General features: G+C 37.6%; 14 protein-coding genes. 4 read left to right on the top strand and 10 right to left on the bottom strand.

The window, feature by feature from the left end:
* Positions 1–167: 167 nt before the first annotated feature.
* The 9 genes from J2X31_RS08310 to J2X31_RS08350 form a co-directional block, all read right to left on the bottom strand.
* Positions 168–1,580 (bottom strand): efflux transporter outer membrane subunit, encoded by a 1,413-nt coding sequence (locus tag J2X31_RS08310; RefSeq protein WP_310025930.1) that lies wholly within the window; start codon positions 1,578–1,580, stop codon positions 168–170.
* On the bottom strand, positions 1,580–4,744 hold the full coding sequence (locus J2X31_RS08315; RefSeq protein ID WP_310025931.1) for an efflux RND transporter permease subunit: 3,165 nt from the start codon (positions 4,742–4,744) through the stop codon (positions 1,580–1,582). The genes J2X31_RS08310 and J2X31_RS08315 overlap by 1 nt, the downstream gene beginning before the upstream one ends.
* Positions 4,745–4,754: 10 nt before the next feature.
* Positions 4,755–5,897, bottom strand: a complete 1,143-nt coding sequence (locus tag J2X31_RS08320; protein ID WP_310025932.1) for an efflux RND transporter periplasmic adaptor subunit — start codon at positions 5,895–5,897, stop codon at positions 4,755–4,757.
* Positions 5,898–6,155: 258 nt separating this feature from the next.
* Entirely contained in the window at positions 6,156–6,746 is a 591-nt protein-coding gene (locus J2X31_RS08325; protein WP_310025933.1) for a TetR/AcrR family transcriptional regulator, read from the bottom strand.
* Positions 6,747–6,877: 131 nt separating this feature from the next.
* Entirely contained in the window at positions 6,878–8,515 is a 1,638-nt protein-coding gene (locus J2X31_RS08330) for an NADP-dependent glyceraldehyde-3-phosphate dehydrogenase (RefSeq protein ID WP_310025934.1), read from the bottom strand.
* Between the two features lie 132 nt (positions 8,516–8,647).
* Complete coding sequence (locus tag J2X31_RS08335; protein ID WP_310025935.1) at positions 8,648–9,217, bottom strand: hypothetical protein; 570 nt, start codon at positions 9,215–9,217, stop codon at positions 8,648–8,650.
* A 54-nt stretch (positions 9,218–9,271) separates the two neighbouring features.
* Positions 9,272–9,679, bottom strand: a complete 408-nt coding sequence (locus J2X31_RS08340) for a type II toxin-antitoxin system VapC family toxin (protein ID WP_310025937.1) — start codon at positions 9,677–9,679, stop codon at positions 9,272–9,274.
* Positions 9,679–9,918, bottom strand: a complete 240-nt coding sequence (locus J2X31_RS08345) for a DUF6364 family protein (protein WP_310025939.1) — start codon at positions 9,916–9,918, stop codon at positions 9,679–9,681. The genes J2X31_RS08340 and J2X31_RS08345 overlap by 1 nt, the downstream gene beginning before the upstream one ends.
* 123 nt (positions 9,919–10,041) lie before the next feature.
* Positions 10,042–10,923, bottom strand: coding sequence for a TIR domain-containing protein (locus tag J2X31_RS08350; RefSeq protein WP_310025940.1), 882 nt, complete (start codon positions 10,921–10,923; stop codon positions 10,042–10,044).
* A 418-nt stretch (positions 10,924–11,341) separates the two neighbouring features.
* Between J2X31_RS08350 and J2X31_RS08355 the strand changes: the two genes are divergently transcribed.
* On the top strand, positions 11,342–13,387 hold the full coding sequence (locus J2X31_RS08355) for a M13 family metallopeptidase (protein WP_310025942.1): 2,046 nt from the start codon (positions 11,342–11,344) through the stop codon (positions 13,385–13,387).
* A 99-nt stretch (positions 13,388–13,486) separates the two neighbouring features.
* Here J2X31_RS08355 and J2X31_RS08360 read toward each other — a convergent pair whose 3' ends face one another.
* Complete coding sequence (locus J2X31_RS08360) at positions 13,487–14,587, bottom strand: SRPBCC family protein (RefSeq protein WP_310025945.1); 1,101 nt, start codon at positions 14,585–14,587, stop codon at positions 13,487–13,489.
* A 492-nt stretch (positions 14,588–15,079) separates the two neighbouring features.
* On the opposite strand from J2X31_RS08360, the gene J2X31_RS08365 reads away from it, so the two are divergent.
* From J2X31_RS08365 to J2X31_RS08375, 3 genes are all read left to right on the top strand, one after another.
* A complete protein-coding gene (locus tag J2X31_RS08365) occupies positions 15,080–17,110 on the top strand; it encodes a dipeptidyl-peptidase 3 family protein (RefSeq protein ID WP_310025947.1) in 2,031 nt (676 codons plus the stop codon).
* Between the two features lie 176 nt (positions 17,111–17,286).
* The gene (locus J2X31_RS08370) at positions 17,287–17,418 is read left to right on the top strand and encodes a hypothetical protein (RefSeq protein ID WP_310025948.1); all 132 of its coding nucleotides are present in this window, start codon (positions 17,287–17,289) and stop codon (positions 17,416–17,418) included.
* A gap of 110 nt (positions 17,419–17,528) precedes the next feature.
* On the top strand, positions 17,529–19,556 hold the full coding sequence (locus J2X31_RS08375) for a tetratricopeptide repeat-containing sensor histidine kinase (protein ID WP_310025951.1): 2,028 nt from the start codon (positions 17,529–17,531) through the stop codon (positions 19,554–19,556).
* Positions 19,557–19,628 lie beyond the last annotated feature (72 nt).

Here is a 19,628-nt window from a genome sequence, read left to right on the forward strand (position 1 = left end):
TTTAGTTTATAAATTGAATGGTTTTTACTCTTCTTAAAAAAAAATCATTGTACTCCTGCAAGGTTTTCAAAACCTTGAAGGAAAAAAAAATCAATTGCCGTACTCAAATTTCGGGCAATTGACTCGGAGAAACAAATAAAAACAAATCTAGAACAAAACCTTAATTTTTATTTCCAGCCTCCGCCTAAAGCCCTGTATAAACTAACATCGGCATCCAGACGGGAGCGTTTTATGGTGGCTAATTCTAGCTCGCTTTGAAGCAAATTGCTTTGAGCCACAATCACTTCGAGGTAATTGGCCATTCCGTTCTTGAAGAGCATATTGGCATTTTTGATGGCGGTTTGTAAAGTTGTTACTCTCTTTTCTACAATATTTTGCTGTTCCTTCAGTTTTTCAACCTGCACCAAGGCATCCGATACTTCTCCAACGGCAACTAGAACCGATTGACGGAATTGAATGACGGCTTTTTCGCGTTCTATTTTGGCCACTTCAAATTGGGTGCGGATTTTATTGCTGTTTAAAATAGGCTGGGTTAAACCTCCAGCAACGGTACCGAACAAAGAAGCAGGAATATTGAACCAATTGCTGGATTCAAAGGAATTCAAACCTCCCGAAGCAGTAATTTTCAAGCTTGGATAGAAATACGCTTTGGCGATACCCACTTTTGCATTGGCGGCTTGCAAGCCCAATTCAGCAAAATGCACATCGGGTCTTCGGCTCACCAATGAAGAAGGGATTCCTGCAGATGAATCGTCGTTTAGACCGATGGCGTTCAAATCGGTATTCCGTTCTTTTTTACCAGGGAAACCTCCTGCCAGAATGCTCAAGGCATTTTCTTGAATGGCAATATTTTGTTCCAATTGCGGAATCAATTGTGCCGCAACTGATTGTTGTGCTTCGGCTTGTTGCTTGGCTAAAGAAGTGACTTGTCCGGCATCAAATTGTAAGTTGATTACAAACAAGGTACTGTCGTTCAGGGTCAGGTTCTTTTTGGCAATTGCCAGTTGAGCATCCATCATTAGGAGATTGTAATATCCTTTGGCAACATTGGCAACAATGGTAGTTTGCAAAGCTTTCTTGGCTTCACCCGATTGCAGGTATTTTGCCAAGGCTTCTTTTTTCTGACTTCTCATTTTACCCCAGATGTCGGCTTCCCACGACAATCCTAGTGCGGCATTATAATCGTTAACGTGGTGCTGACCAAGAAAGGTATTCGTACTCAAACCGTTCAAACTATTGTCTGAAAGTCGGGTAGAAGTTCCCGTAACTTGAAGGTTAAATTCAGGAACATTGTTCCATTTGGCTTGTTTCAATTGCCATTGGGCAGCTTCGATGTTTTTTTGAGCCACTTGCAGGTCGTTGTTTTTGGCAACGGCACTGTCAATGAGTTTCAAAAGAGAAGCATCTTTAAAGAATTGTTTCCATTCTAGATCGGCAATAGAAGTTGAATCTTCAGTTGCAGAATTTCTAAAACTTGCCGGAATCGCTTCTTTTGGAGTCTCGACGTTTTCGGAAATCTTACACGCTGACAAGATAAGAAGTACGAGTAGGGCAAGGTATTTATTGATGTGCTTTTTCATTATTTTTCTTCGTTATGGATTACAGCGATTGGTTTTCCGCTGACTTTTTCTTGTAAATATTGGAATACGATGAATAAAACAGGAATGATCAACAATCCTAGAATTACTCCTGAAACCATACCTCCAGCGGCACCAATACTGATGGAATGGTTACCTTGAGCAGATGGTCCTGTGGCACTCATCATCGGAATCAATCCGACAACAAAAGCCAGTGAGGTCATGATAATTGGTCGTAAACGTAATTTTGCAGCATTTATGGAAGCATTCACCAAAGCCTGACCTGATTTCCTTTTTTGAACGGCGAACTCTACAATCAGAATCGCGTTCTTGGCGAGTAATCCGATGAGCATTACAAGGGCAACCTGAACGTAGATGTTGTTTTCAATTCCAGTCAAGCCGATGGCAGCAAATACTCCGAAGATTCCTGTTGGGATAGAAAATATTACCGCTAAAGGCAAAATATAACTTTCGTATTGTGCAGCAAGTAAGAAGTAAATGAAGATCAAACATAGTAGGAAAATCGTTGCTGATTGTCCTCCGGAAGAAATCTCTTCACGAGTCTGTCCAGAAAATTCATAACTGTAACCGGCTGGTAATTGCTGTTCAGCCACTTCTTCTATCGCTTTTATGGCATCTCCCGAACTAAAGCCAGGTTTTGGAATCGCATTGATTGAAATCGAGTTAAACAAATTGTATCTCGAAGCGGTTTCTGAACCATAAATACGGGTTAGTTTTACCAAAGTATTTATCGGGACCATTTCGCCATTTTTATTTTTTACGAATACATTATTGATGGCAGAAGGATCAGCTCTATCCTCAATATCAGCTTGAACAATCACACGATAGTATTTTCCAAATCGGTTGAAATCAGAGGCTTGAGCACTACCAAAATAGGCTTGCATTGTTTGTAAAATATCTTTTACTTTCACACCTAATTGATCGGCTTTGGCATCATCAATATCCAATTGCAATTGAGGATAATCGGCTTTGAAGGACGTAAAGGCCACTGCAATTTCTGGTCTCTTCATCAATTCTCCGATGAATTCTTGAGAGACACCGCTAAATTTATCGAGCTTTCCGCCGGTTTTATCTTGCAAAACAACATCCAATGCTTCCACGTTACTAAAACCTGGTACAGTTGGAAAACTGAACACAAAGAAAGTTCCTCCTGAAATAGCACTTAATTTACCTTGAACTTGGCCCATTATCTCATTGATGTCTTTTACCTCGCCACGTTCTTTGTTTGGTTTAAGCAATACGAAAACAATTGCAGATGATGGACTTGTAGAATTCGTCAATAAGTTGAAACCTGAAATGGCGGTTACATCTCTTGAGGCATCCAATTTTCGCAACATATTTTCGGCTTCGTTCATTACTTTTTGAGTTCCTTCTAGCGATGTTCCAGATGGTGTGTTTACTGCAATTGCAATAAATCCTTGGTCTTCCGTTGGGATAAATCCAGCAGGAGTCGTTCTGACCATGATAACAGTAGCTACTGTAATTAAGGCCAAACCGCCTAAACTTACCCATTTATGACGAATCAAGAATTTTAATCCGCCAACATAACGGTTGGTTAAAGAGGTGAAACTGCTATTGAATGCGTTGAAGAATTTTTGTTTAAATCCTGGCTTAACGTATGGTTTTTCACCATCGTGAGGTGCATGATTGTCTTTCAAAAACAATGCAGCTAGGGCAGGACTCAAAGTCAAAGCATTTACAGCCGAAATTACAATTGCAATTGCCATCGTGAAGGCAAACTGTCGATAGAAAACTCCGGTAGAACCTTCCATAAAGCCGACAGGCAAAAATACGGCAGCCATTACCAAAGTTATAGAAATGATTGCACCGGTAATTTCGTGCATGGCTTCGTGGGTGGCAACTTTTGGCGACAAATGCTTGTGTTCCATTTTGGCATGCACGGCTTCGACGACCACAATAGCATCATCGACCACAATACCAATCGCCAAGATTAAAGCGAAAAGCGTTAGAAGATTTATCGAAAATCCGAACAATTGCATGAAAAAGAAGGTTCCTAAAATCGCTACCGGAACTGCAATTGCAGGAATTAAAGTTGATCTGAAATCCTGAAGGAAAAGAAATACGACGATGAATACTAACATAAATGCTTCAATCAAAGTGTGTTGTACTTGTTCGATGGATTGATCCAACGAAACTTTTGTACTGTAAAAAATATTGTGTTTGATACCTTTTGGGAAATCTTTCGCGGCTTTTACCATCAATTCATTAATCGCAACCTGAATGTCATTTGAATTGGAACCCGCCAACTGAATGATACCAATTACAATTCCTTTTTCGCCATTCAAACGCGTCAAACTGTTGTAAGAATAGGCACCAAGTTCCACTCTGGCAACATCTTTCAGGCGAAGAATCGAACCATCGTTGTTAGAACGGATGGCAATGTTTTGATACTCTTCTGGTTTGGTCAGTTTTCCCTTGTATTTAATTACATATTCGAAAACTTCCTTGCTTCGTTCACCAAATTTACCTGGTGCAGCTTCCAAACTTTTGTCCTGGATGGCAGCCATAACTTCATTTGGCGTTACATTATACGTTGCCATCTGTGTAGGATTCAACCAAACACGCATCGAGTAATCTTTTGTTCCACCAAAAATGGCAGCCGAACCCACTCCAGGAATACGTTTGATTTCTGGAATGATATTGATTTGGGCATAATTGGCAACAAAAGTCTGGTCGTATCTAGCTTCATCTTCGGTTGACATTCCGATGGCCATGATGAAACTGTTTTGCTGTTTTGCCGTGATGACACCTTGTTGCACTACTTCCGCAGGCAATTGGCTGGTAGCTTGAGCAACTCTGTTTTGAACGTTTACTGCAGCCTGGTCGGCATCAGTTCCTAATTTAAAAAATACAGTGATGGCTAGAGTTCCGTCATTACTGGCAGTTGAACTCATGTAGGTCATGTTCTCAACACCATTTATAGATTCTTCTAAGGAAGGTGCAACGGAACGTAAAACCGTTTCGGCATTTGCTCCAGGATAAACGGCCGTCACCAAAACCGACGGTGGTGCAATATCAGGAAACTGTTGTAAGGGCAATTTTGTAAGTCCGAGTACACCTAATATCACCAATAAAATGGAGATTACGGTTGCAAGTACCGGTCTTTGAATGAATATTTTGAACATTTCGAAAAAATTATTTTTTAGTAATTACTTGAGCAATCTTGGTAGATTTTGTTGGCTGGATTGCCTGACCTTCTTGAAGTTTGTCGATACCACTTAAAACGATTTGATCACCTGATTTTACGCCCTCTTTAATAAGATAATCGGAACCACTTTTGCCAGCGATTGTAATTGGTGCTTTGGTTACTTTGTTTTCCTTATCAACAGTGAATACGAAAACTTTATCCTGCATTTCAATTGTTGCAGATTGTGGAACTAGGATCGCATCGCCATGTTGAATCTCCAAACGAACTTTTCCTGTATTTCCAGAACGAAGCAAGCCTTTTGAGTTAGGGAAAGTGGCGCGAAGCGTTATGGCTCCAGTGTTTTTATCGAATTGTCCATCAACCATATCGATTTTTCCTGTTTCTGCGTAAGCATTATTGTCGGCTAAAATTAGCGTTACAGGAGGCAACTTTTTGATTTTATCATTGATGGTATTTCCAGAATATTGTGCCTTGAAGTTGATGAAATCCGTTTCTCCAAGTGAGAAATATGCATACACTTCATGAACGTCAGAAAGTTTTGTCAACGGCTCAATATCTGCTGATGAAACCAAACTTCCTTGTTTTTTAGGAAGACGTCCGATATAGCCACTTACAGGAGCTGTGATGGTGGTGTATCCTAAATTAATTTTGGCAGAACCGACCATTGCTTTTGCCTGATCCAAATTCGCAGTAGCAATCCTGTGGGAAGCTTTTGCCGATTTCAATTGATAGTCCGAAACTACTTTGTTTTGAACAAGCGGTGTCAATTTGTCGATTTCCAATTGGGCATTGATTAAAGCCGCTTCCGCAGAATGCAGACTTGCCAAGGCGTTGTTCAATTGTTCACGGTAAGGTTGTTCGTTGATTTTGAACAAGGCTTGCCCTTTAGAAACATAAGCACCTTCATCAACAAAAACTTTTTCCAAGTTGCCACTCACTTGTGGACGAATTTCAACATCCACAGTTCCTTGAATTGCTGCTGGATATTCAGAATCAGTTGTAGCTGTTGAAGCTTCAATTGAATAGACTGGAAGTTCAGGTGCCACAGCCGCCATTGGAGCTTGGGATTTATCCGAACATCCGATTAATGTTAGTACCAGGATGAAACTGGAGAGGATTGCATTTTTCATTTTAGTATTGATTTTAAATTTGTTTAACATTGGAATTAATTGCATTTATTAGGGTTAAGGGTTCGTTTATTTGTATTAAATTATCTAACACCGTTAAGTAAAAAATCGAAAAAAAGCATATATTTATTCTTCTATCATATTATTTAAAATTGGTATTAAACTATCTAACAGTGTTAAGTAAAAGTTCAAAAAAAAGCATTTGCTTCTCTATATGTTAATTAAATGATTTATCACTGTTAAGTAAACTTGAAAATTTTTTTATTGTATGGATTTTATAATACCACCAATGGCATCTTTTAAAATTTGATCGTTTGTTATTGTTGATAAACCGTTTCCAATCATGTTCACTGAAACCAATCCGTGGATAACAGAAAAGAAAGTAAAATATTTTTGCTTGATTACTTCTTTTGATGGATTTTGGCTTTTCATTACTTCGGCAATTACACCTGTAAATAAATTGTACGGATTTTCAGTTGCAGAACATCTTCCAGAGCAACAGTTCATTTGCACTCCATACATTACTTGGTAAAGCTCCTTGTCTGAAAAGGCAAAATCCCAATACGCCATCCACATTTTTTCTAATTGTTCGGCTGGGTCTTCCGAAAGGCTTTTCGCCTTTTCCAAATCTTTGGTCAAAGAAATAAAACCTTTGAGTGTTAGTTCTTGCAAGATGGCATCCTTGTTAGAAAAATATTCATAAATAATTGGGGCTGTATATTCAATCTTATCGGCAATTTTTCTCATGCTGAGGCTTTGCCAACCTTCTTCTTTTGCAATAGTATAGGCAGCGTCCAGAATGTTCTTTCTGGTCTCTTCTTTTTGACGTAAAATTCGATCTTTGCTTGCCATTTTAATAAAGTATTAAATTGTTTAACACCGTTAGGCAAATGTACAACGCTATTTGATCTTATAAAATAAAATTATCATAAATTTTTTCTATGTTAGCATAAGCATTGCATTAAACCCTTATGTTAATTGGTTTAGAAGATGAATTTAGTACTCAAGAAATTTGATTTTCCTGAATCGATGATTTCATTTACGAGCTGATTATTGCTTTCATTCATCTTAAAGGCAACCAAAGATCGGATGGAAAACGAGCGAATCGCATCGGTAACCGATAAAGTTCCTTCAGCACTATCTTTTCTTCCAGTAAAAGGTAACACATCTGGGCCACGTTGCGATTGGCTGTTGACATTGACACGGCTTACTAAATTCACCAAAGGGTCAATCAGCCAAGCGACTTCATCTGAATTGTTACTGAAGATGCTCACTTGTTGTCCGTGAGTAGAATTGATGAGGTATTGAATGGTTTCCTCCAAATCATCAAAGGGAACTATCGGAACTATTGGTCCGAATTGTTCTTCATAATAGAGTTTCATCTCTTTATTCACAGGATAAACTACCGCTGGATAAAAGAACGATTCATTAGTCTTGGCTCCATTTTCGTTGACCACTTTGGCTCCGAATTTTTCGGCATCGGCAATGCAATCATTTAAATAATCTATTTTATAAGGTTCTGGAAGCGGGGTTAGATTCACGCCTTCTTCCCAAGGCAAACCAAATTTTAATTCGGATACTGCCTTGTTGAATTTTTTTATGAAATCATCGGCTATTGATTTTTGGACAAATACAATCTTCAAAGCCGTACAGCGTTGTCCATTAAACGATAATGAACCTGTTAAGGTTTCTTTTACTGCCAAATCCAAGTCGGCGTTTTGGGTGATGATGGAGGCATTCTTGGCATCCAAACCTAAAACGGCACGAAGCTGGTTGACTTTTGGGTGTTGTTTCTTGAGCTCGTTGGCAACTCTGCTGGAGCCGATTAAGGTCAGCACGTTTATTTTTCCGGATTGCATCAGTCCGGGAATGATGACATTTCCTCTACCGTAAATTACATTCACGACTCCTTTTGGAAAAGCTTCCTGAAAAGCTTCCTGTAGAGGATAATGCAACAAGGTTCCGAATTTCGGCGGTTTAAAAAGTATGGTGTTTCCCATAATCAAAGCCGGAATCAGGGTAGTGAAGGTTTCGTTTAACGGATAATTAAAAGGTCCCATACACAAAACCACACCAAGTGGCGAACGGCGAACCTGAGCCGCAATACCTTCCACGATTTGGAATCCTGACGAATCACGGTCGATGTCTTTTAGGGCATCTATTGTTGCATAAATGTATTCTACAGTTCGGTCGAATTCTTTGATGGAATCGGCATGGGATTTCCCGATTTCCCACATGATGAGCTTTACAACGGCTTCTTTTGTGGCAATCATTTTTTTGGTAAAAAGCTCTACGTGTTTGATCCTTTCGGAAACAGGCATTGTTGGCCACTCACCACGGCCATCGTTGTAGGCTTCAACGGCGGCATTAAGCGATTCCTGTGCTTCTTTTTCCGTACCAACGGGATAACTGCCGATTAGTTTTGGTTTTAGTCCTTCGGAAGTTTTGATGTAAACAGGGGAATAGACTTCGTGAAGCGGGCCGTCCCAGTTTTTCATTTCGCCGTTGCTGAGGTATCTTTTTTGGTGGAGTTCCTCGATGCGGTGCTGCTGTGGAATCTCGTCTTCGGAAACAAAGAGGCGGTTGAGGTTGTCCTCAAAGGTGTTTTTGGTAGTATCCATAAAATAATCTTTTTTAATTGATTGGGTAATGGGTTCCTAACAAAGTTAAGTAGATTATTTGATTGTGGGTTTTGAAAATAGGATAAGTTATTCTTAAATTTTTGGGTGGGGGATGGTTTTTTGAAAGAATGGTTAGTGTACATCCTTTCTTGAAGATATTATTTTTAAAATCCCAAAAACTATTGATACAATCGCAATGGCAATGATCCAGTTTCTAATCCAATGATGAACGAACATGATTGGCAATCCACCTAGATAATCTTCATACGGAACATAAAAGACAATAAAGAAAACCAGTGTTGAAATCAATACGATCAAAGAAAACAGCACTACAAAATAAATGTTTTTTTTCTTTTCGATATGTATTAGTTCATCCAGTACAAAAGGAAACGGAGCTAGTAGCGTCAGACCTATCAAGAAAACCAATGGTTGATGAAAACTATACGAAAAAAGAAGCTCGTTGCAAATAATTGCAGCAGATAGTAGAAACAATACAGATGCAATTTTTCTGACATTGTATAGCTTTCTTGTAAAGGAAGCTACTATTAGGGACAGTAAACTTATGAGGGTTACTAGTGCAATCAAGGACAGCATAAATTGATTAATCTTTAAGAATGAAAAGCTTTTATTAGGATGCATAACAATATCTAGATATACTAATGCGGTTAGAACGTAAAGAATTGTTTTGAAGTATTTGATCATTTTATAACTGTTAACCCTGTGAGATGATGAGGCACCATAATTTCTGAAAGCAACTTATTTTTTCATAAACTCTCCAGCAGTCATTACTGGAATTTTAGCATTTTTAAAATCTTTCTTATTTCTTGTAATGATGCAATCAGCTTCATTGTCCATTGCGATAAAGTATTGTAAACCATCTTCAAAATCATTAAAATCTGATGCCAAAGCCAATTCAATTGCCTTGTCATCTAAAGGGAGAACAGTTACTAGAACCTTAAATTTCGTCAAGAATTTTTTTGCATCCACATCTTTATGATGTTTTACTATCGAATAGTAAGCATTTGCAAATGATAAAGAAGAGATACAAAGTTGGATTTCTTTTTTATCGCTCAAAGTAAACAAATCTTGGGCATCTTTATAAAAAGGTTCACGCTTGGCTAAAAGATCAATTATAATATTGGTATCGACAAAAACATGCTCCATTATGAATATTTTTTATCAATATAATTTCTGTACTCTTTTCTTTCATCATAGTCGCTAGGAATTATTCCTGTCAAACTTTCTACCAACGGACTAACCGATGATTTTTGTTTTGACTCCCGAGTGAGCGAATTCAGATAGTTTTCTATCAGCTTTGATAGGCTTACTTTATGACTTTTGGCATAAGTTTTTGCCTCTTCAATTATTTCTTTGTCAAGATTTAAGGTGAGCTTCGTATTCATAGTAATTAATTTACGTGTAAAAATAATAAATTATTACGTAAGTTGTTTTTAGAAACTATTTTTTCTGTGGTTTGCAACTTTTCGGTACTACAGTGATGTATTTATGTTACTTCGAAGAGCGGGTTACAACTTATTCATATCGACTTCATATCCAGAATTTCTTAGTTCTCGTGCTAGTTTTAACTGCCAAGCATCGTCAACGTCCATTTTAATGTACACAACACCAGAGATATCATTAGGCGTTTCAATATCATCTTTTACTAAAGCGCAAACATTTTGTCTCCCAATTTTCCCGATTAAAAAGCCATGCTCAAATACAACATTTTGTCTTGCACGATTCTTGTATTTTGGATCATCCTCTTTTTTGGCTCCAGTATCGCATGGAGTGTAAAGCACAATCCCAAAACCAACGTTTGAATATGTTTCTATCTTTTCAATTACCGTTTTGCTTCCACTTGCCTGTTCATGAAGTATTATTGGCTTAAATCCAAGTTTCTCAACGAATCTAGCAGTCTTAATTTTCGCTTCGTCGTCGTGACCATGTACTATAAATACCTCACTTAAGTTTTTTTCATTTTTAATAATTTGACTTCCATTTTTTTCTTCAATCGAGGATTTAAGAAGTTCTGACTTCAATTTTAACTTGATTAGGTTGTCTAATTTTGAATCTATTCTACTTCGAAAATCTTGAAGCTCTTGATAAGGTGATTTAGTTCTATTTGTGCTAATGATAGCGAAGTTAAAAGATCCGGCATCATCATAACGTTTCTTATACTCATTAAACTCTTTATTAAATGCATGCTTTAAATATTCTGAGTTGTAATCGTTCCAATTTGAATAATCAGACCTAAGGACATTAAAATCATCTGGTGTATTTACTATCCTTTTTATCAGTTCATTTCCCAGTTCGATTCTTTTATCAAGTTCGCTGTTAAAATCGGTTCTCGATTTAATTAATTCAGTAGGAATATTATTAATTGTTGTTTTAACTACTCTTTTGGTCATGTTTTCTTTTTTATTTCATCTTATATTAATTGTGCATAACTTATTTATATGTCTACCAAAACCAGACCTACCCACCCAAAAAGTGCCGTATACCGATAAAAGCCATTATTATTTACCCAAATATAAATAGATTAAGCATTCTTCAAGTAAAAATATACAAATTTCCCTTGCAAACCTCAATCCTCCAAATACAAAATACCAATGAAGTAATCAGAATAAGTAATAACCTTTCAAAATCTTTCTCGTTTACTACTTTTATGCCATTTGCTTGAAACAAATAAAATATAATTTCATCAAAAGAATCAATAATTAAAAGATGTGTTTTCTATTCGATTTCAACACTTGTAAAAACCACACCATTTTTGAGATTACTGCCGTATATTATTTATATTCGCCCATTATTATTCAAATTAAATTTATGAACATTACTAAAAACCTTTGTTTTCTTGCGGTATCGGCAACTTTACTGATGGGTTGCAACAAGAAGGAGGATTTCTCTGAACAGGAAGATCCTTTGATGACACACCTCGACACTACCATCAGCCCGGCAGATGATTTCTTTATGTATGCCAACGGAAGGTGGTTTAAGGAAAACCCGATTCCGGCAAGCGAGAGAGGAAACGGAATTTTCCACACGATTCAGGACACGGTTCAAGCCCAGATTAGAAAAATATGTGAAACTTCTGCAAGCGAAACCAATGCCAAAAAAGGAAGCAACATCCAGAAGATTGGCGATTTCTATGCTTCGGGAATGGATACCGTTGCCATTGAAAAGGCAGGTTTGAATCCGCTGAAACTTGATTTGAAACGTATTGACGACATTAACGATACGGCGTCATTGTTTGCCACCATTGGTCATTTGCATTCCATTGGCGTTCATACTGGATTTACCTTGGTGGTTTCGCAAGACGATAAAATCAGCAGTCAGCATGCCTTGGTTTTATGGCAAGGTGGTTTGGGTTTAGACAATCGAGACTATTATTTTAATACCGATGCCGAAACGGCAAACATCCGAACGGAATATGTAAAGCATCTGGAAGCGATGGCAAAACTTGCCGGAACGGATGATGCAACAGCGAAGAAAAACGCTTCGATGATCATGAAATTTGAAACCGAACTGGCCAACTCTTCCTTGAAGATGGAAGCCCTTCGTGATCCTGTGAAGAACTACAACAAGATGACTTTGGCACAATTGCAAAAGCTGACTCCCAATATCGACTGGGCGAAAGCACTTCCTGCTTTTGGAATTGCAAAAGCCGATTCGATCATTGTTTCACAACCGGGATTTTATGCCAACTTGAACAAGATGGTGAAAAGCTACTCGATTGAAGATTGGAAAGTGTATTTGAAATCGCAATTGCTTGCGGAATACGGTACCTATCTGAGCAAGGATTTCAGGGATGAGATTTTTCATTTCAAGGGAACGGTCATGAATGGGGTTACCAAACAAAAACCGCGTTGGAAAAAGATTACCGACCATACGGACAGTGCCTTGGGAGAATTGATTGGACAGATTTATGTAGCCGATTATCTGCCGAAAGGCTCAAAGGAAAAACTGCTGGAGATTGGAAACAACATCCGAACGGTTTATGCCGAACACATCAAGAATCTGGATTGGATGAGCGAACCGACCAAGAAAAAAGCCTTGCAGAAACTGGACAAGATTGTAATGAAGGTGGGTTATCCCGATGAATGGAAGGACATGAGTAGTGTTGTAATTAGCAGGGATTCGTATTGTGCGAATGTGATGGCTACGAACAAATGGGAATACGATTATATGATGCAAAAATTCGGAAAACCGGTTGACCGTAAGGAATGGAGCATTTTTCCGCAGACGTATAATGCATATTACAATCCGAGTAATAACGAGATTGTGATTCCTGCTTGTAACATTTTAGTTCCAGGTTTTGAAGGTAGAATGCCGGATGATGCTGTTTTGTATGGCATTATTGGAGGTTCTACTTTCGGACACGAAATCACCCATGGTTTTGACGATCAGGGAAGCCAATACGATGAAAACGGCAACCTAAAGAATTGGTGGACTGCCGAAGATTTGGTAAAATTTCAAGCCAAGACAAAACTTATCGTGGTCCAATACAGCAAATTTGAACCGCTTCCGGGGAAATTTGTAAACGGCGATGCCACCCAAGGTGAAAATATTGCCGATCTTGGTGGTGTGGTGATGGGCTTGGAGGCTTTCAAGAAAACAGCACAATACAAAAACAACGAGAAAATTGGTGGCATGACGCCAGAGCAACGTTATTTCTTGGCATACGGTTATGCTTGGCAGGTGAATTATAAGAAAGAAACCTTGGCAATGCAGATCATGACCGATGTGCATTCGCCTGCACAATACCGCGTGAATGGGGTTTTGGCCAATTTGCCTGAATTCCACAAGGCTTTCAACGTGAAACCGGGCGACAAGATGTATCAGCCGGACAGCTTGAGGGTTGTGATTTGGTAGTTTTTGATTTAAAGATTTAAAGATTTTTGGACTTACTTGTAGAAATGAAAAGACCGTCAGTGATGACGGTCTTTTTTATGTTTAAGGAAATTATTTTCTTTAATCTGTAATTACTTCTGGAGCCATTACAGGAGGTGTCGCCACTGTTGGAGGTTTCACCACATTGGGTTCTGGAACCACAACTGCCGATTGAACCGGTATCAAAATTTCGGTAACCCATTTGGAAGGATTTTTCACATCCGAAGCATTTTTTGCATAAATGTCTATGTATTTCAGGGCGGTATTTTGATTGATGTTGTTTTTAGAGATATGGTCTTTTGCTTTTTTGATGGCTTCGTCCCTGTGCGAATAATCGCCTGTAAGGGTTGTTTTCAAGGCCGAAAAAGCTTCGAGTTTCCCAACGCTTATATCACTTCCCGGAGCCAGGAAAATTTCTTCTTTCAACGGTCCACAAATAGAGAATGTGATGGTTCCGGCTTGGGTATCTACACTTTCATAGATCACAAAAGGTCTTCCATTCATGGTCATGGAGTTGTTTTTGAAGAAAGTAATCATTTTTTGCAACATCGGATTCAAGCTCGATTGCATGTCTTTTAGCTTTGTAGTTGCCGTTTGTTTTAAATAAAAGGTTGATGGTTTTTGTACGATGCCATCCACTTCAACACTAAAAGTATTGATTTCCTTTGTGATGACCTGGTTCAGGTTGTTCAGGCTTCTTTCATACAATGTATTCATCATCTTGCTGATGCCGCCGTTGAAAGTTGCATATACCTTGCTCATAAAATCAACACTTCCCGTAGAACGCCAAACAACTTTTGTGCCTCCAACGGTATCTTTAAAAGTAATATTGGAAGCATATTCATTAGAGCCGTTCGTTATTTTTTGAGCGATACTGTCGTTTTGTTTAACAAATATAGTTTTCATTTCACCATCGCCATTACTGCCTTTCCAAGAATAGGAAGCACCTTGGCCAACCGTATTATCAGGATAGATGAACTCCATAGTTGCATCGTCTTCCTTCCATGCACCCCATTCTTCCCAGTTTCTATAATCGTTTACATAGTTGAAAACCACTTCTTTTGGAACTTTTATAACAGTAGAACGCTCAATTGCAAAGTCGCCTTTTTGTGTGGCAACATAAACGGCAATTCCAATGAGGGCCAATAAGACAAGAAGAAATATGTATTTTACGATTCTCATAATTTTGTAGTATTTGTAAGTTTTCTACTGTCGTGTAAAGTTATAAATTAAATTTCAGTAAAGATTATATTATTTTTAAGGGTTTTATGATTATTTAAATGAAAAAAATAAAGCTAATATTTGATGGTTCAGCTGGGAAATCTTCGTTTAAAAACAGGTTGTTTTTTGTACTTTTGCATTCAAATCAATACCTATGACATCCCAGAAAAAACTGATCATTATCGCCATAATTTCATTCATACTATCTGTTTCGAGTTTCTTTATATTGGACGGAAACAAGAACCCCAACGTCTTTATGAATGTTTTTGAGATAGGGATGCTTACGGTTTTAATCTTTTTTTTACTCACCATTAATTTTTTTGCTCTGATGTTCTGCATCAAAAAAGTAAAGCAACATTTCTCGTCTAGGAAATAGTTTTGTCTGATTTATAGCTATTTATAGAATTCTTATATTTGTCGGCTATCAAGTATTAATTAATCAATAATTCCAATATGAAATTAAAAACAATCGCAGGAATTTTTATGACCGCTACTATTTTGGTAGCTTGTAATAAGGAAAAAACTGAAACAACGGATGTAGAGGAAACGGCTCCTTTTGAATATGTAGCCGAAGAATTTGCCGATATAAAAGTTTTGCGTTACCAGATTCCGGGATGGGAAAACCTCACTTTGAAGGAAAAAGAGTTGGTTTACTATCTGACCCAAGCCGGAACTGCAGGCCGTGACATTCATTGGGATCAGAACTACAAGCATAATCTAAAAATTCGTAAGGCTCTTGAAAACATCTACCAAAATTATAAGGGCGACAAGACTTCTGCCGATTGGAAAAATTTCGAAATCTATTTGAAAAGGGTTTGGTTTTCTAACGGAATCCACCACCATTATTCTTCGGATAAAATAAAACCTGATTTTTCTAAAGATTATTTTAATACATTATTAAAGGAAACCAATTCGACTTTGGCGCCAGAAATCGTTGAAATCCTTTTCAATGATGTTGATGCGAAAAAAGTAAATCTTGACGAGTCGAAAGGTTTGTTGGCAGGTTCTGCCGTAAATTTCTATGAAAGTGGCATTACCGATAAGGAAGTGGAGGATTTTTATAAAACAAAAAGCAGTCCAGACAAGGACAGACAATATTCTTTTGGTTTGAATTCTAAACTGGTTCGAAATGCAAACGGTCAACTGGAAGAGAAAGTTTGGAAAAGTGGCGGTATGTATGGACCAGCAATCGACAAGATTATTTATTGGTTGGAGAAAGCGAAATCGGTGGCCGAAAACAAGGAACAAGGCGATGCTTTAGCACTTTTGATCAGCTATTATAAAACAGGCGATTTGAAAACCTGGGACGATTATAATATTGCATGGGTTGAAGCTACAAAAGGAAATATTGATTATATCAGTGGTTTTGTAGAGGTGTATAATGATCCGTTGGGCTACAGAGGTTCGTATGAAAGTGTGGTACAAATCAACGATTTCGACATGTCAAAAAAGATGGCAGTTGTGGCCGAAAACGCTCAATGGTTTGAAGATAATTCGCCTTTGATGCCGGAACACAAAAAGAAAAATGTAGTTGGGGTTACTTACAAAGTGGTGGTGGTTGCCGGCGAAAGTGGCGATTCTTCTCCAAGTACGCCAATTGGTGTGAACCTTCCAAATGCCGATTGGATTCGTGCAGAACATGGTTCGAAATCAGTTTCATTGGGAAATATTACCGATGCTTACAGCAAATCAGGTGGAACCGATAAATTAAAAGAATTTGCCAACGACAAGGAAGAAATTGCCCTTGAGGAAAAATACGGTGAGCTTGCCGGAAAATTGCACACTGCTTTGCATGAAGTGGTTGGTCATGCTTCCGGACAAATCAATCGCGGTGTAGGAACGCCAAAGGAAACCTTGAAGAGCTATGCTTCGACACTTGAAGAAGGTAGAGCCGATTTGGTTGGATTATTTTATCTATACGACCCAAAACTGCAGGAACTCGGTTTGGTTGACGATTGGAAAAGTCTTGGAAAAGCGGCCTATGATGGTTACATCCGTAATGGTTTGATGACACAATTGATCCGTTTGGAGCCAGGAGCAAACATCGAAGAAGCACACATGAGAAACCGCCAGTGGGTGAGTGCTTGGGTGTTTGAAAAAGGAAAAAAAGACAATGTGATTGAAAAAATTACACGTGATGGAAAAACCTATTTTAATATTACCAATTATGAAAAACTACACGAATTGTTTGGTGAATTATTGAAGGAAACACAAAGAATCAAATCTGAGGGCGACTTTAAAGCAGGAAAAGAATTGGTTGAAAACTACGGTGTGAAAGTAGATCAGGCTATCCATAAAGAGGTTTTGGCACGTAATGAAAAATTTAAATCGCCTCCTTATAACGGTTTCATCAATCCGGTTTTGGTTCCGAAATTGGATGAAGATGGAAAAATCATCGATATTCAAGTTACACAGCCTAAATCATTTGCAGAACAAATGTTGAACTATTCTAAAGATTTTGGTTTCTTGCCCCTTGAGAATTAAAATGCATTTTTCAAATAAATTGAACATAGAGGACTGGCTTTGGCTGGTCCTTATTTTTTTTTAAATCACTAGACCTATAAATTTCATAACCTTGTAGCAAGATGTCATAACATTAAAGGTGGGTTTAGTATTTAGATTTGTAATCTTTGAAAGAAGAAGCTTAAAAATACTAGATCATGGAAAGGAAAGTAATCAGAAAATTTTTTAGAGTGAGTTCGCGTTATTTTGATATGCATAGGGTTTCTATATCCCTAACAATGCTTTTTGTGTATGTGCTTTTTACGATTTTATTGATTTCTGGTAAATAATCAGGCAAAAAAACTTTTGGACAAACCTCTTCTCCTAAGTTAAAATAAATCAGCATATTGCATCTTAAAACAATAAATCGCTTATTTTTACGTGGTTAAATTACCCTAACATGCTAACCCGTAAAAATCTTTTTGTTGCAGTTGTCTTTTCTGTAGCTTTGGCTTTTGTTGGCCATAGTCAGCAGCGTAAAGTTGATAGCCTTGCTGTAGTCCTAGAAAAATACAACCATAATCATAAGGACAAACCACTTTCCTCAAGGGATTCTGTAAAAGTCATTTTACTTAATGATTTATACTACTACACTGTAAATTATGAACAGGACAGAGCATTCGACTATGCAACCGAAGCACTTGAAGTATCAAAAAAGATAAACTACAAGAAAGGGATTGCTAATGGTTATTCTAATTTAGCCCGAATTTATAATGCCCGAGCCAATTTTGATCTTGCCATTGATAATTTGCATCAATCAACTAAAATTTTCACTGAACTCAACGACGATCATAATTTGGCCAACAATTATGCCGAATTGGGTGTTGTTTTTAGTAAAAAAGGAAACTTTCCAGAGGCCATAAATAATTTGATCAAAGCATTAAAAAAATATGAAAAAGCGGGCGATGATTTATCCGTAGGCTATACCTATAATAATATTGGAATATCCTATAAGCAAAGAAAAGAATATGAAAAGGCATTGGACTACTATTACAAAGGCCTGAAAATATTTAAGAAGATAAACAACACTGATGCTCGATACGGAATTGCGGGAACTTCCAGCAATATCGGAAATGTCTATTTGGCTCAAGGACAACATGAAAAGTCATTGAATATCCTTTATGAAAGCTTGAAGCTTGCCGAAGAGTTTGATAATTCCTATCAATTTGCCGAAAGTTATCAATCTATTGGAGAAAATTACATGAAACTTGGCAAGTATGACATTGCTTTGGAGTCCTATTCAAAGGCTATCGATTATTGCAATGAAATTAAGGACAATGCAGGAATTGCAAATTCCCATATCAACATTGGTTATTGTTATTTTAAAAAAGGCGATGCTCAAAAAGCAATCTCGAATATCAATACAGGTTTAGCGATTGCAAAAAAAGTGGGGCTGTTGCAATGGCAAAACGATGCCTATCAATATTTGTCTGAAATTTATAATAGCCAATCCAATTACAAACTTGCTTATGAAAACCAAGTGCTCTTCAAGAAAATAAACGACTCTTTATTCAATACGGATAAGGAGAAAAAAATCACGCAGATGCAAATGCAGTATGATTTTGATAAGATTCAGGACAAAGAACAACAGGTTCAGAAAGAAAAAGTACAGAAATTAAATCAGGAAACCGATAAGCAGAGGACCATAAAATATGCTGTCATGATTGCTTTCCTTTTTATGTGCCTATTGACGTTTGGCATATTCTTTAATCTTAAAAAGAATCAAAAGCAGAAATCAATAATTGCCGAACAAAAACAAACGGTTGAAAAGCAAAATGAAGTAATCCAGCAATCACTCACAGAAAAAGAAACGTTGTTGCGGGAAATTCATCACAGGGTTAAAAACAACCTGCAGATTATTTCGAGTTTGCTGAACATACAATCGCAGCATATTGTAGATGAAAATGTACTTTCGTCTATTCAGGAAGGACAAAGCAGGGTTCAGGCAATGAGCTTGATTCATCAGAATTTGTATCAATCGGAACATTTGAGCAATGTTGACATCGAAAATTACCTTCGCGAATTGATGGTTTATTTATCAGAAATGTTTGTTGGCGAAAGCAAATCGATTGATGTAGAAGTAGAGGCTTCGAATATTCAATTTGATATTGATACTGCAATTCCATTGGGTCTCATTGTAAACGAATTGGTGTCGAATGCCTATAAATATGCTTTTGATAAAAGGAATTCGGGCAGGATTAAAGTCAAGATTACCTCCCTGAACGAGGTGGATTATGAATTGGATGTAAACGATGACGGTACAGGACTTCCAACTGATTTCGATCCGAAAAAAAGCAAATCATTAGGATTGAAATTGGTGGGTATTTTGAGCCGTCAATTAAGAGGAACCATGAGTTTCAATTCAGACAATGGTACTTCATTTGTAGTGAAGTTTAAAGATATTAAGGCTTATCAGTCATCTATTTAAGAAAAAAGTTTTGTAAGCTGTTTAAAATACTTACTTTAGCATTCCGCTTAAAAACCCAACAATCAGATTTTT

The organism is Flavobacterium arsenatis (assembly GCF_031456785.1).
Taxonomy (GTDB): domain Bacteria; phylum Bacteroidota; class Bacteroidia; order Flavobacteriales; family Flavobacteriaceae; genus Flavobacterium; species Flavobacterium arsenatis.

What these genes read in the sequence shown, in the direction of transcription:
- J2X31_RS08340 (WP_310025937.1), bottom strand. Translation starts at nt 9,679, where the DNA reads ATGGAGCATGTTTTTGTCGATACCAATATTATAATTGATCTTTTAGCC.
- J2X31_RS08360 (WP_310025945.1), bottom strand. Translation starts at nt 14,587, where the DNA reads ATGAGAATCGTAAAATACATATTTCTTCTTGTCTTATTGGCCCTCATT.
- J2X31_RS08345 (WP_310025939.1), bottom strand. Translation starts at nt 9,918, where the DNA reads ATGAATACGAAGCTCACCTTAAATCTTGACAAAGAAATAATTGAAGAG.
- J2X31_RS08370 (WP_310025948.1), top strand. Translation starts at nt 17,287, where the DNA reads ATGGAAAGGAAAGTAATCAGAAAATTTTTTAGAGTGAGTTCGCGTTAT.
- J2X31_RS08335 (WP_310025935.1), bottom strand. Translation starts at nt 9,217, where the DNA reads ATGATCAAATACTTCAAAACAATTCTTTACGTTCTAACCGCATTAGTA.
- J2X31_RS08355 (WP_310025942.1), top strand. Translation starts at nt 11,342, where the DNA reads ATGAACATTACTAAAAACCTTTGTTTTCTTGCGGTATCGGCAACTTTA.
- J2X31_RS08315 (WP_310025931.1), bottom strand. Translation starts at nt 4,744, where the DNA reads ATGTTCAAAATATTCATTCAAAGACCGGTACTTGCAACCGTAATCTCC.
- J2X31_RS08325 (WP_310025933.1), bottom strand. Translation starts at nt 6,746, where the DNA reads ATGGCAAGCAAAGATCGAATTTTACGTCAAAAAGAAGAGACCAGAAAG.
- J2X31_RS08320 (WP_310025932.1), bottom strand. Translation starts at nt 5,897, where the DNA reads ATGAAAAATGCAATCCTCTCCAGTTTCATCCTGGTACTAACATTAATC.
- J2X31_RS08375 (WP_310025951.1), top strand. Translation starts at nt 17,529, where the DNA reads ATGCTAACCCGTAAAAATCTTTTTGTTGCAGTTGTCTTTTCTGTAGCT.
- J2X31_RS08310 (WP_310025930.1), bottom strand. Translation starts at nt 1,580, where the DNA reads ATGAAAAAGCACATCAATAAATACCTTGCCCTACTCGTACTTCTTATC.
- J2X31_RS08330 (WP_310025934.1), bottom strand. Translation starts at nt 8,515, where the DNA reads ATGGATACTACCAAAAACACCTTTGAGGACAACCTCAACCGCCTCTTT.
- J2X31_RS08350 (WP_310025940.1), bottom strand. Translation starts at nt 10,923, where the DNA reads ATGACCAAAAGAGTAGTTAAAACAACAATTAATAATATTCCTACTGAA.
- J2X31_RS08365 (WP_310025947.1), top strand. Translation starts at nt 15,080, where the DNA reads ATGAAATTAAAAACAATCGCAGGAATTTTTATGACCGCTACTATTTTG.